Annotated in this window: 12 protein-coding genes; 11 read left to right on the top strand and 1 reads right to left on the bottom strand. The window is 41.5% G+C overall.

The features are described from left to right. The first annotated feature begins 45 nt into the window (after window positions 1-45). The 10 genes from O3276_RS04095 (at window position 46) to O3276_RS04050 (ending at window position 11,174) form a co-directional block, all read left to right on the top strand. Window positions 46-1,269 (top strand): polysaccharide pyruvyl transferase family protein, encoded by a 1,224-nt coding sequence (locus tag O3276_RS04095; RefSeq protein WP_269674494.1) that lies wholly within the window; start codon window positions 46-48, stop codon window positions 1,267-1,269. A 151-nt stretch (window positions 1,270-1,420) separates the two neighbouring features. Continuing rightward, window positions 1,421-1,573: a hypothetical protein gene (locus tag O3276_RS04090; RefSeq protein ID WP_269674493.1), complete on the top strand. Its 153-nt coding sequence runs from the start codon at window positions 1,421-1,423 to the stop codon at window positions 1,571-1,573. 468 nt (window positions 1,574-2,041) lie between these two features. After that, window positions 2,042-3,148 carry a glycosyltransferase gene (locus tag O3276_RS04085; protein ID WP_269675930.1) on the top strand — a complete coding sequence of 369 codons (1,107 nt, stop codon included), beginning with the start codon at window positions 2,042-2,044 and terminating at the stop codon, window positions 3,146-3,148. A 10-nt stretch (window positions 3,149-3,158) separates the two neighbouring features. Then, window positions 3,159-4,190: a polysaccharide biosynthesis protein gene (locus O3276_RS04080; protein ID WP_269674492.1), complete on the top strand. Its 1,032-nt coding sequence runs from the start codon at window positions 3,159-3,161 to the stop codon at window positions 4,188-4,190. Continuing rightward, window positions 4,183-5,067 (top strand): dTDP-4-dehydrorhamnose reductase family protein, encoded by an 885-nt coding sequence (locus O3276_RS04075; protein ID WP_269674491.1) that lies wholly within the window; start codon window positions 4,183-4,185, stop codon window positions 5,065-5,067. The genes O3276_RS04080 and O3276_RS04075 overlap by 8 nt, the downstream gene beginning before the upstream one ends. Beyond that, the gene (gene wecB / locus O3276_RS04070; RefSeq protein WP_269674490.1) at window positions 5,060-6,190 is read left to right on the top strand and encodes a non-hydrolyzing UDP-N-acetylglucosamine 2-epimerase; all 1,131 of its coding nucleotides are present in this window, start codon (window positions 5,060-5,062) and stop codon (window positions 6,188-6,190) included. The genes O3276_RS04075 and wecB overlap by 8 nt, the downstream gene beginning before the upstream one ends. Continuing rightward, window positions 6,191-7,390, top strand: a complete 1,200-nt coding sequence (locus tag O3276_RS04065; protein ID WP_269674489.1) for a glycosyltransferase family 4 protein — start codon at window positions 6,191-6,193, stop codon at window positions 7,388-7,390. 61 nt (window positions 7,391-7,451) lie between these two features. Beyond that, window positions 7,452-8,402 carry a UDP-glucose 4-epimerase family protein gene (locus tag O3276_RS04060; protein ID WP_269674488.1) on the top strand — a complete coding sequence of 317 codons (951 nt, stop codon included), beginning with the start codon at window positions 7,452-7,454 and terminating at the stop codon, window positions 8,400-8,402. Between the two features lies 1 nt (window position 8,403). Next, entirely contained in the window at window positions 8,404-8,952 is a 549-nt protein-coding gene (locus tag O3276_RS04055) for a sugar transferase (RefSeq protein ID WP_269674487.1), read from the top strand. 194 nt (window positions 8,953-9,146) lie between these two features. After that, on the top strand, window positions 9,147-11,174 hold the full coding sequence (locus O3276_RS04050) for a polysaccharide biosynthesis protein (RefSeq protein ID WP_269674486.1): 2,028 nt from the start codon (window positions 9,147-9,149) through the stop codon (window positions 11,172-11,174). Window positions 11,175-11,251: 77 nt separating this feature from the next. On the opposite strand, the gene O3276_RS04045 is transcribed toward O3276_RS04050, so the two are convergent. Next, entirely contained in the window at window positions 11,252-11,713 is a 462-nt protein-coding gene (locus O3276_RS04045; RefSeq protein WP_269674485.1) for a helix-turn-helix domain-containing protein, read from the bottom strand. 617 nt (window positions 11,714-12,330) lie between these two features. Between O3276_RS04045 and O3276_RS04040 the strand changes: the two genes are divergently transcribed. Then, a complete protein-coding gene (locus O3276_RS04040; protein WP_269674484.1) occupies window positions 12,331-13,821 on the top strand; it encodes a glycosyltransferase family protein in 1,491 nt (496 codons plus the stop codon). Window positions 13,822-13,831: the final 10 nt, after the last annotated feature.

Genomic DNA, 13,831 nt, shown 5'->3' with positions numbered 1-13,831 from the left:
CTTGCAGGACATTAACTCAGCTATTTTAGCTGTTTGTGGTTGTGTATGAAAAAATTAACTTTTTATTTAACAGGGCAAAAAAACTTTGGTAATCGAGGTTGTGAAGCGCTTGTAAGAAGTGTAGTTTCACTTCTGAAGTATAAATTTAATGACGTAACTGTTCTGGTTCCATCGGATAATATTATTCTCGATCAGAGGCAGTGGCCTAATTCAAAAGAATGGGGTGTTGAGTTTGTTCCTTTTTATTACCCAGATTTAACTCGTTGGTTTGTTCAGTTTCAGCGATTACCATTAAGATTTGTTAAGACACTCAACTGGCCTTTTCCACCAGATAAGAACTTGCTTGACGCATTTTCCAGGGTTGATGCTGTGATCTCCATTGGTGGTGATATGTATACTTATGAAGGTCGGTTGCCATCGTGGATAATGGGTATTAACGATATTGCTATGAATATGGGGAAGCCGGTAACGCTTTGGGGCGCATCGGTCAGTGATTTTAAAGAAGAACCAGAATTTGCAGAAAAACTCAAGACTCATTTTAATCGTATGAGTTGCCGAATAGTTCGTGAGACGGTCAGTGAAACTATTTTTAAAAAAAGTTTTCTAATATCCGATGTTAATCTGATTCCTGATCCAGCTTTTATTTTAGAGCAAGAAGAAATTCCCCTTGATTTATTCTGGCCAGAATCACCCAATAATGGTGTGGTTGGCCTCAATGTTAGCCCTTTGATTGAGAAGCTTAATAAAAACGGTGTCGATATTATTAATGAGATATCAAGGTTTGCCAAGTATATTATTGAGAAATACGATCTAGCTATTCTCCTTATTCCACATGTATCGCCATTAGATGGAGCACAAGTAAACAGTGATTATCACTACTTACTTAAAGTTATGGATAAGTTAAAAGACAAAAGTGGTAAAATCTCGATCACGAAAAATGACTTAAACGTGAGTCAGATTAAATATGTGATTGGAAAGTGTCGTTATTTTATTGGTGCAAGAATGCACTCTACAGTTGCTGCGTTTTCAAATTTAATTCCAACTTTATCAATTGCATATAGTAATAAGGCTAAAGGTTTGAGCCGCGATTTGTTTGAAGATAGACCAGTTGTCATCGACTTATCAGATTTAAGTTGTGAAAGATTAGTATCTGCATTTGACTATTTAGTTGTTCATGAAAAAGAAATTACTGAGCAGTTGTCGGTAAGAGTTCCTCTTATTAAAAATGAGATTTTGTCTAAGGTAAAATCTGTATCATTGTGCGTGTGATCACATAGCACTAACTCCAAGGCTTACACATCAACGATTAAAATTCTGTAAACTTTAGTATCATAACCGGCCATTTAAGGACGTCTACAAAAACTGATGTTCTCCACTCATGATTACTCCCGAATTCATTTCGAGGAGACTACCATAACCAATGGCTTACCGACAATTGAAGAGCAGAGCACGTTATTACATTTCCTCTGCGCAATTAATTACAGAAAAGTTTGCACATGCTGCAAGAGAGCATTGGGTAATCGAAAATAAACTCCATTGGAAAATAGATGCTGCAATGAGAGAAGATGATTGACGAATCAGAAAAGGTAGTACAGCTGAAATGCTCACTGGTTTTGCACATATGGCAGTTAATATGTTGAACAATACCAAAACCTTTAAAGCTGGACTGAAGCGGAAGCAGAAAAAGGCCGTCATGAGCACTCGATACCTGTCTGAAGTCCTCGCAGGGTGCGGATTTTCCCTAAGGGTGAATACGATTTGACTACGTCTGGTATATTCTCTGAAATGGTTTCTCGAAATAAATAATTTATCTCATTAGGTAATTCATATTTCGAACATATTCACAGTATGTGTCCGGGAGGAGGAGTTATTATTGATGAATTGAAGGAGTTTGCTAATCTTGCTGTCAATTTGAAAGGTTGTTTTGAAAAGCTGATACTGACATACTGAAAAAATACAACTCTTTGGAGATTTTTTCAAAAAACTTCAAGATCTGTTTTGATCGAAAAATATTTTTTTAATATAATGTGTGCTTGATGTGATGCCTTTAGAAGAATTATCGAGTATTGAGTATATTGTTGTTAATGCTACTGCATTAGATCAAAGTGGCGCATTGACGATATTGAAACAATTTATATCCCATGCAGGGAGTGATCACAATAATTATCTCTGCTTTGTGCCAGAAAATTTATCATTAAAATGCCCTGATAATATAAAGTTAGTCTTTGTTAAAAAAAAAGGCTGGCTTTCTCGCGTATTGTGGGATGCATATGCGTTAAAAAAATGGCTTAAAGATAACAGAGTTAACTACAAAAAATTAATTTCTTTGCAGAATACTACTGTAAATGTAGATGTCCAACAGATAGTATACTTACATCAGTCATTGCCATTTTCAGATGTTCGTTGGAATATTTTAAAAAAAAATGAAATCATTCTTTTTTTATACAAATATTTCTATTCCTTTTTTATATTCTTGTTTGCAACTAAAAATACAGTGTATGTAGTTCAGAGCCATTGGTTAAAAAAAATTCTTATTGATAAGCACAAGCTTGAAGATCACAATGTCTGCGTGGTTTTGCCAGAAGTCAGACTTCCTGTAGTCAACGAGCCTAATTCTTTAAACTTACATAAAGAAAAATTCAGTATACTGTATCCTGCAACACCATTGGTATACAAAAATCATTTGCTTCTGTTAAAGTCTCTGTATTTAATAAAAAAACGAAAAGAAAATAGTCAAATAATATTGAACGTCACTTTTAAACCACCCGATTATGTCATGTTCCACAAGTTGGTTCTTGATCTGGGTCTTGCAGACAGTGTTAATTACTTAGGTGTTATATCATACGATTGTTTGATCGAGAAATATAAGTCTGCTGATTTAGTTGTCTTCCCCAGTTATATTGAGACATTCGGATTGCCGCTACTTGAAGCCGCCTGCCTTGGGAAAAAAATACTGGCGAGTGATACCGAGTTTTCACGTGAGGTTCTTGATGGATATTCAGGAGTTGAATACCTGAATTACAAAAAACCTGAATTATGGGCAGATGCTATTGAGCTTCAGTTAGCAAATAAAGGTTTAAATAGGGAGGATTATTATTTTTCCTATAAGCCCACTTCAAGTTGGAATGATTTTTTTAAATTAATATAGTGAGATTTTTGTGTTTCCAGATAAGGTGCTTCTCATTACCGGAGGGACTGGCTCTTTTGGTAATGCTGTTTTAAAACGTTTTTTAGATAGTGATATTGGTGAAATACGCATATTTTCAAGGGATGAAAAAAAGCAAGACGATATGCGTAAAAGATATGGAAGTCAAAAGTTAAAGTTTTATATTGGTGATGTCCGGGATTATCAGAGTATCCACAGTGCTTTGCGTGGTGTTGATTATGTTTATCATGCTGCTGCGTTAAAACAAGTTCCCTCCTGTGAGTTCTATCCATTGGAAGCCGTTAAGACCAATGTCTTAGGTACAGAGAATGTTCTTGAGGCAGCTATTGCCAATAGCGTTTCCCGTGTTGTTTGCTTGAGTACAGATAAAGCCGTCTATCCCATTAATGCCATGGGTATATCCAAAGCTATGATGGAGAAAGTAGTTGTTGCCAAATCACGAAATGTTCCTGATGGTACCATGATCTGCACGACTCGTTATGGCAATGTCATGGCTTCACGAGGTTCTGTTATTCCTCTGTTTGTAGATCAGATCAATAATGATCAACCGATTTCTATTACAGACCCTTCGATGACGCGATTTATGATGACACTGGATGATGCAGTAGATCTGGTGATTCATGCCTTTTTGTATGGCAGGAATGGTGATATTTTTGTACAAAAAGCTCCTGCAGCCACCATCAATGTTCTTGCCCGAGCTATTTTGCAGTTGATGGAAATCCCACAGCATCCAATCAGGATTATAGGGACTCGACATGGTGAGAAACTGTATGAAGCTCTGTGCAGCCGTGAAGAGATGTTGGCAGCAGAAGATCAGGGAGAGTACTACCGCATACCTGCAGATAATCGTGACCTGAATTATGAAAAGTATTTTGATGAAGGGTCACGGGAATTATCAGGTGTTGAAGACTATAACTCCCATAACACTGAGCAGCTGGATGTTAAGGGAATGAAAAAATTATTACTAAAACTGGATTTTATGCAGAAAATTGCTGCCGGTGAACAAGCACAGCCTGATGAGTAAAAAACTACTGATACTAGGTGCCAACGGTATGTTGGGCGGAAGTTTGCATCGGTATTTTACCAAATATACCAATGCCGAAGTTTTGGGCACTGTTCGGTCCGAGCACGTTAGAACCCAGCTTGCTAAAATGGGGTTTAATAATATTGTCTCTGGCGTAGATGTTTTGGATGAGCAAATCCTGACCAGGGTGTTGTCCGAAGAATCTCCTGATTATGTATTCAATTGCATCGGGTTAATCAAACAGCTTTCAGAGTCAAAATTACCAATACCTGCTATAGAGATTAATAGTCTCCTCCCACACAAGCTGGCTCAGTTGTGCAGTTTATCTGGTAGTAAGCTTGTACATTTTTCTACCGATTGTGTATTTAGTGGTGAGTTGGGTGGCTACAGAGAGCAGGATGTACCAGATGCTGTTGATATTTATGGGCGCTCAAAACTATTGGGAGAAGTTGGCTATGACGGCCATTTAACCCTGAGAACTTCCATTATTGGGCATGAGTTAAACTCAAACAACAGTCTCGTAGATTGGTTTCTACGTCAGCAAATATGTGTTAAGGGCTTTTCTCGAGCTTGCTTTTCAGGTATGCCCACATGCTTTATTGCCGAGTTCGTTGAAAAGTACATTTTTACGAACCCTGATTTTTCCGGTGTATATCATCTGAGTGTCAACCCGATTGACAAGTATTCCTTATTGTTACTTGTAAAAGATAAATATGGTTTGTCGACAGATGTTCAAGAGTGTTCCGAATTAATAATTGACCGAAGTCTTAATTCGGATGCTTTACGTTCAGTGTTAGGTTTTGTCCCACCGTCATGGCCTGAGCTGATTGAAAAAATGCATAGTGAATATATCGAGTATTTCTGTAGGTATGAATAGACTTAAAGTAATGACAATTGTGGGAACACGGCCTGAAATTATTAGGCTGTCCCGAACCATTGCCAAGTTGGATCTCTACTGTGAACATTTGTTAGTTCATACTGGCCAGAATTATGATTACGAGCTAAATCAGATTTTTTTTGATGATCTTGGAGTGCGAGCTCCTGATGTATTTCTTGAGTGTGCTGGTAGTAGTGCAGCTGAAACTATTGCACAAGTAATTGCGAAATCTGATGAAGTATTTCAACAGTATCATCCTGATGCTTTACTGATTTTAGGGGATACAAATAGTGCCATGTCAGCAATTCCAGCCAAACGCCGCAAAATACCGATTTTTCATATGGAGGCAGGTAATCGCTGTTTTGATTTGCGAGTGCCAGAAGAAATAAATCGAAAAATTGTCGATCACATCTCTGATGTGAACCTACCGTATAGTGACATTGCCCGTGAATATCTTCTTCGAGAAGGGGTGCGTCCGGATCTGATTATCAAAACCGGTAGTCCCATGGATGAGGTATTGCATTACTATAAAAACAAGATCGAATGCTCTGATGTTTTGAAAAGACTGGATATAGCTACTGATCAGTACTTTCTGGTCAGTGTGCATCGTGAAGAAAATATAGATTCAGATCGTAATTTACACGATTATGTGAATGCTCTTTCTGCAATCGCAGATCAATTTAGCTTGCCAATTATTGTTTCAACCCATCCAAGAACACGCAAAAAGATAGAATCATTGGATTTAACATTTCATCCACTGGTCAGACTTATGAAACCATTAGGATTCAGTGATTACATTAAACTCCAGATGAATGCAAAGGTTGTTTTAAGTGACAGTGGTACAATTACGGAAGAATCCTCAATCTTGAACTTTCCTGCCATAAATATCCGTGATGCTCAAGAAAGGCCAGAAGGATTTGAGGAAGGGGCGGTGATGTTTACAGGTATGAATATTGATCGTATTTTTAATGCGATTGATATACTTGCAGATCAGGGGCGTGGTGATAATCGTATAATTTCTGTCGTGGATGACTATATCGCTCCAAACGTTTCTGAAAAAGTTGTACGTACCATTATGAGCTATACGGACTATGTCAATAAAGTCATCTGGAGAAAGCAATAATTGCGAATAGCACTACTACCTGATGATTATCTGCCTGAAAGTACAAGAAGTCACGCCAAAATGCTACATGATCTGGCGGTTGAGTTTGTCAACCGTGGCCATAAGGTAGTCGTTATAACTCCTGGAGTATGGCATCAACCAAAGCCAGTGATGATGGATCATATTGATGGTGTCGAGGTCTGGCGATTTCGCAGTAAACCAACTCGTGGCCTGGGAAATGTTCAAAGAGCTATTAATGAGACTCTACTATCTTTCCGGGCATACCAAGCAATTAAACATTTGGTAAGGCTTGAACCGTTTGATTTATGTGTTAATTACTCTCCAACTATTTTTTTTGGTCCATTAGCCTATTTTTTGAAAGCTCATGGGGCATATATCTATCTTGTACTTCGTGATTTTTTCCCTCAATGGATCATTGATGAAGGAATGATTTCTGAGCACTCGTTGGCTTCTCGCTATTTGCGTTTTTTTGAACACTTTAATTATCGGGTTTCTGATTGCATTGCTGTGCAATCACCGGCAAATGTTAATGTTTTTACAAAGATGTATCCAAAGCCAGTGAATTTGACTGTGCTGATGAACTGGACTGTGGCGAAACCAGTGACGTACTCTGAATCTGCAAGGTTATTTCTTACAGAGTTAGGTATAGATGAAAAAGTTATCTTTTTCTATGGTGGTAATATTGGTCATGCTCAGGATATGGCCAATCTTATGCGGCTTGCTAAAGGCCTTTGGAATCATCAACATGTTCATTTTCTATTAGTTGGTCAGGGAGATGAGTACGAACTAGTGACTCAACTGAAGATTGACTGGAATCTGGAAAATGTGACTTTAATTCCTTCTGTTTCACAGGATGAGTATCAACAGATTCTGTCTGCTGTTGATGTGGGGTTATTCTCACTATCAAATAAACACTCCGCTCATAATTTTCCTGGTAAACTGCTTGGCTACATGGTTCAGTCATTACCTATTTTGGGAAGTATCAATGCTGGTAATGATGTTATTGACTTTATACATGACTCTGGTTCTGGGTTTGTTACTGTTAATGGAGATGATAAAGCATTTTTAGAAAATGCATTGTTGCTTGCCAATGATCCGGCTTTGCGGGAAAGAGCAGGTATAAATGCCTGCAAACTATTAATGGATTCTTTTTCTGTAACCAGTGCAGCTGACAAAATTATTGAACAGTTGTCAGCTTGAAGCAGTACTCAATTTTCATTTACAAGAGATTGTCTTTCTACCCATTATTTGAGTATTTCAATTGACTCTTCTAGTTACTGGTGCCAGTGGTTTTGTTGGTCATGCTCTTCTTGCTCAGCTGCAAGATTGCTCTCTCAATTACAGGTCTGCCTTTCGCCATCTCCCTAAGTCTTGCGACCAACATGCTGTCGCAGTTGGCGTAATTAACGATACTACCAATTGGTCAGTGGCTCTACAGGGAATTGATATCATCATTCACCTTGCTGCCCGGGCGCATATTATGGGCGATGAGGCCGCTGATCCGTTACCAGAATACCGTTTGGTAAATGTAGCGGGTACACTAAATCTTGCCCGGCAGGCAGCCGCCGCAGGGGTAAAACGTTTTATTTTTGTCAGCTCGATAAAGGTTAACGGAGAGACAACGTCCGGTCTGCAACCGTTTACTGAGTCTCTCACCTGCGAAGTTCACGACCCGTACGGCATCTCCAAAAAAGAGGCAGAAGACGGGTTACGGATTATTGCCGCTGAAACAGGCATGGAAGTTGTTATTATCCGGCCACCCCTGGTTTATGGTGCTGGTGTAAGGGCAAACTTTCTCAATCTGATGAAGCTTGCCGACACAGCAATACCATTACCTTTTGGTGTGATAAACAACAAACGCAGTATGATTTATGTGGGAAATCTGGTTGACTTCATCATTCAATGCATTGATCACCCCAGTGCCGCTAATCAAACATTCCTGGTGTGTGACGGTGAAGACCTTTCACTGCGGACATTGCTGGACATGATGAGAGCCTCACTGGGTCGGCCACCTCGTTTAGTGCCTATACCTGCCTTTTTGCTTCAGGTTGTCGGCAGTATCGCTGGTAAGGGGGAGGTGGTTGACCGTTTAGTGGGGAATTTGCAAATTGACTCTAGTAAGGCTAGAAATTTGCTGAATTGGGTGCCGGCGTTCACGGTGCAGCAGGGAATCGATACCACTATAGCCAGCTATCTTAAAAGTAAGGAATAACGTGATACGTTTATTTGATTTTGTTTTTGCTTTTCTGGGCCTCGTTTTTGGGTTGCCTGCTCTACTGACCATCTATATTTTTGGCCTGTTCGACACAGGTTCTCCACTTTTTTGCCAAGAACGGGTAGGTAAAAACAAACAGCCTTTTACCTTAGTGAAGTTTCGCACTATGCAGGTCAATACGGTTTCTGTTGCCAGCCACCTGGCTTCATCATCCTCTATCACGCCATTGGGGCGTTTTTTGCGAAAGACAAAACTGGATGAACTCCCTCAACTCTGGAATGTGCTAAAAGGCGACATGAGCCTGGTGGGCCCACGCCCCAATCTTTTCAATCAGGAAGAGTTGATTGCCGCCAGAGATACACTGGGTGTTTATGATGTACTGCCTGGTATTACAGGTTTAGCCCAGGTTAACCAGATTGATATGTCTACCCCTGTGCTGCTTGCTGAAACTGATGGCCAGATGATTAAAACCTTAACTGTTCGGAATTATTTTAAATATATTTTCATGACGGTAACAGGAAGTGGACAGGGTGATCGGGTGCGTTGAGCGTCGATTCCTGTTACCCGACCCCGCAGCCCATAAAAGCGTTACTCATATCTTGCGGATAACGTGCAGTAGCTCAGCCAAAGATTGATTTATTCCCCATCTGTAACTTAGACAAACTTTCACATCCTGCTTCCTGAAGCTTGTCTTTTTCGGACAACAGGCACGGACAACGGAAACACAGCCAAAGGCTGAACATGAGAGAAAAACTACTCAAATTATCCAGAAAACAGAAAACCCTCACCATGCTGGTGGTAGACCTGCTAATAGTCTGGCTAGCCCTGTTCGGTGCCTTCTATTTGCGCCTGGGCTATGAGGATTTTATGCCCAGCTATCTCAATTCCTTTTATATCTCCGGGCTGTTGGCTTCGGTCATTTCTTTGCCGGTCTTCTACTGCCTCGGCTTGTATCGTGCACTGCTGCGCTATATGGGGCAGCATGTGTCGTTTATTATCCTGAGGGCCAGTTTCCTTTCTTTTCTGATGCTGACTGTGGCCATTACCTTGTTTGGGGTTCCTGTACCTCGCAGTGTACCGGTGTTGTACTGGCTGTTGTCGGCTCTGTTTTTGGGGGTAAGTCGATACGGGGTTCGCTTCTGGCTGCGGGGCTTCCGGTTGCGGGATATTCTTTTTGCCTCCATTAAGTTGCCCCAAGCCAAGAGTCATGAGCTGCGGGGTCAGCCGGTGGCGGTTTATGGTGCCGGTGAGGCCGGTAACCAGCTGGTTGAGGCACTGGAGCATTCCAGGGAGTTTCGTCCGGTGGCTTTTATCGACGACGATATTCGCCTACGGGGGCGAACCATCGCGGGTTGTCGTGTATTTGCCCCGGATGCACTGGACCGTCTTATTTTGCAAACCGGTGCCCAAGAGGTGCTGCTGGCCGTTCCATCGGCCAGTCGTCAGCGGCGTCGGGAGATTGTCCGGCATCTGGAAACCTATGGCCTGCCCATTAAAACCATGCCCGGTATTCAGGACTTGGCCAGTGGCCGGGCGCGGGTGCAGGAGATTATGGAAGTGGATATTGGCGATGTGCTGAGCCGGGATGAAGTAGCCCCCATTGCCGAACTGGTGGAACAGGATATTGTTGACCAGGTGGTGATGGTCACCGGTGCCGGTGGTTCCATCGGCTCCGAGATGGCTCGACAGGCACTTGTCAGAAAGCCGAAAATGCTGGTGCTGTTGGAGCACTCGGAGTTTAACCTTTACACCATTGATCAGGAACTGCAGGGTACCATCCGCACGCTGGGGTTGGATATTAAGGTGATTTCGGTGTTAGGGTCGATTAATGACCCGGTGCGTTTGCTGGATGTCATGAACTCCTACCAGGTCGAGACCCTTTACCATGCTGCCGCCTACAAGCATGTGCCACTGGTTCAGTATAACGTCTCCCAGGGGTTGCGGAATAATGTGATGGGTACGCTTTATACTGCACAGGCGGCCATTTTGGCGGGAGTGAAGCAGTTTGTGCTGATCTCCACCGATAAGGCGGTGCGGCCCACCAATGTGATGGGTGCCTCCAAGCGCCTGGCGGAAATGGTGTTGCAGGCCTTGAGTAATGAGCAACAGATCCGGCTGTTTCAGCCGGAGCTGTTCGGGTCCACGCCGGGCACGGTGATTCCCAATAATACCCGTTTTACCATGGTTCGGTTTGGTAATGTGCTGGGTTCCAGCGGTTCGGTAATTCCCCTGTTCCGGGAGCAGATCCGTACCGGCGGGCCGGTTACGGTGACTCATCCGGAAATTAACCGCTATTTTATGACCATTCCGGAAGCCGCCCAGCTGGTGATTCAGGCCGGTGCCATGGGGCAGGGGGGCGATGTGTTTGTACTGGATATGGGGGAGCCGGTGAAAATTGTCGATCTGGCAAAACGGATGATCTCCCTTTCTGGCTTGTCTTTAAAGGATGAATTACACCCGGACGGGGATATTGAAATCCGTTTTTCCGGCCTTCGCCCTGGCGAGAAGTTGTATGAAGAGCTGTTGATCGGCGATAACATCGAGGGCACCATTCACCCCCGTATCAGCCGGGCCTTTGAGGAGTTGCTGGACTGGGAGCAGCTGAAGGTTGTTCTGTCTGAGATGATCGAGAGCTTGAAAGAGCACCGCTATAGTATTACCCGGGAGTTGTTGTTGCGCTATGTGAATGGTTATGCGCCCAGCAGTAAGGTGGTGGATTGGCTTTATCGGCATCCGGGGCATTGGGCGGTCAAGGATGAAGTTTCTTGAAAGATCGTACCCTTTGCCCGTAAAAGATCGTACCCGTTACCCGTAGAAGCTTTAGTCTTTTCTTTTACGGGAAACGGCTAACGGCAATCACCCCCCTCATGCTCCATAAAAAGAGTCACCGGCAAATCAAACCGTTCAGCTAGGCTTTGTATCTGCCGCAGGTTCAGCGGTCGCTTGCTGTTTAATACTTCCGAAACAACACCCTGACTGCCGATCTCAGGTAGTTCGGCCTGAGTCAGGCCATGCTGGCGCATTAATACTTTGATCAGGGCAATTGCACCATCCTGTTGGTCCCACTGGGAAAGCACCGGGTCTGTCTGGTATTCATAGCGTTCTATTTTCTGGGCGATCATGTCCAGAAGGAGATTTCTGGGATCATTCGGGTTATCGCCGATGGTTCTGTACAAAAGTTCCGTAACATCAAGGGCCTGTTGATATTCGTTTTCGTTATTGATGCCTTCCAGAAAGGGGGCAACTTTCAGTAAATGGTGAAAACGCCGGATTAATTCGGCCATACCTTTTGAATTGTTCAGGTTCACCGACTTCCTCCTTTCCGGTAGTGTTTGATGATTTTATCGTGCCCCCTTGTGGTCAACAATGTGCTTTACAAAAAGCCCGCTGTGTCAGGAAAGGTGATTTGGGAGATGTTCAACCGGCTCAAACAGGTCATGCCGTTACTGAGGCCAAGGATAAGTATTCCCTTCTGGAGAATGCAATCCATGCTGGTGCTGTAAGTCAAATATCGAAGAGCCCGGTGCGGGAAATCCGCACACCGGGATCTGAAAGAGTTGGAGCTACAATTGGTGGCTCCTTCGACACAGTGCTGTGGGGGAAGTTCCCACGGTCTACTCAAATGCAATGAATGAAGATGATTGCAAAATCTGAAGAGATAAAGCTGCATAGATTCTGGTGCGATTCAGGCATATCGCAGTTAATTTTCTAAACAACTGTAAAACGTTTAAGACTGGCCTTATGCGCAATCAGAAAAAAGCGGCTTTGAACTAAGATTATCTATCGCAAGTGCTTGCGGAATTCGAGGCTAAGTAATTTTCCCCTGAGCTGGTTACTTTGACCTATAGTTGATCATGAAGTTAATAGCTGATCTCTATAACAAAAAATCCTCTTTCTATAATATATTTTTAAAAAGATACAGATTATGAAGAAACCGTCGAGTCTTATTATTGGTCGTAATGGATATGAAGAAAAACATATTTATATGTTTTCGGTAATTGCTTCCTGTCTATTGAGTGTTTATTTAATATATCAGGATGATTTAATTAACCCTGATGGTTATTTGTATCTCGAATTGGCTCAGGAGTATTTAAAAAGTGGTGCGTCTTCTGCATTTTCGATTTATAGCTGGCCTTTTTATTCAATTATTGCAGCCTCATTTCATTGGTTGACTCGCATTCCGCTTGAAATCTCTTTCTATTTTTTCTCTGCGGTGTTTGATGCAGTTGTTATCTTTTATTTTCTTAGAATAGTATCACTGATTTCAAATGATAAGAGAGCTATTTTTTGTGGTGCAGTAATAATTCTTTGTGCAGCTGTTTTTAACAACTATCGAGATATGATAATACGCGATCATGGCTTTTGGGCTTTCATGATGGCAGGTTTTTACTATTTGTTGGTATCAATCAGGAATAAAAGCCCAAAGTTTTTTCTCATTGCTATATTATGCTCAATATTTGCAACTTTTTTTCGGGTCGAAGGGGTTGTTTTTGTTGCCTCGTATTTTTTATTTTTTATTGCAGCCCAGCTGAAAGGTATCAGTTTACGGAACCTGGTTATATGGTTTTTAATTCCATGCTCACTACTGGTTACGGCATTTATTATAGGGTTTTTATTTTTTTCTTCTTCAAAGCTCGTTCAGGATGTATATCTCTACTTGGATATTTCTTCTCTAATAACCGGCTTGTTGTCAGGAGCAGGTCTGATTAAAGAGCAGTTTCTATCAGAATACGGAGATGATTACTCAGTACTTTTTGTTGTTGCTGGGTTGTTGAGCATTCTGTTTGTAGAAGTGTTAGGTGCCATTGGTAAATTCTATTTGCTGTTATTACTGCTGCATGTTAAACCAATCATAGAGTGGTATAGAAATAATAATGTTGTTTTGATGATGACGCTTGTTTCCATTATTCCATTGGCTGCTTTTGTGCTTGTTAAATACTTTGTGGTAACACGTTATGTTTTTTATACATCATTATTGATGCTGATTCCTTTGGTGTGTGTGATTTCTGAAACATTTTCATTTAAAAGAAATAGACTGAAATCCAGTATTGTTGCTTTTCTGATTTTTGCATCATTCATTGATAGTGTTGTTAGCTTTAATAAAACAGAGAAAGTATTTTTTAAGGATGCTGCATATTGGGCAAACGCTAATTTAACGGGTTGTGGTACGATCGGTACGAATCATAAGATTTTAAACTATTTAATTAATGGCAGCTATGAACGAACCATTTTTTACGGAAATAATGGTGCTGAAGCTTCGATAGATTATCTTGTTTATTATGCAAAGCGAAAATCAGATGATCTTACTCGTTTGGAGAACAATGGCTGGCTGGTGCTGAATAGCTTTGTTAATAATAAATCTGACCATATTTATGTGCTCAGTAAGGATTCTGGCGATTGTAAAAAACGGCAGTAAAAAATAAAAT

Source organism: Endozoicomonas sp. GU-1, from assembly GCF_027366395.1.
Taxonomy (GTDB): domain Bacteria; phylum Pseudomonadota; class Gammaproteobacteria; order Pseudomonadales; family Endozoicomonadaceae; genus Endozoicomonas.
Note: the sequence above shows the minus strand (reverse complement) of the source record. Positions and strands in the feature narration are given on the sequence as shown.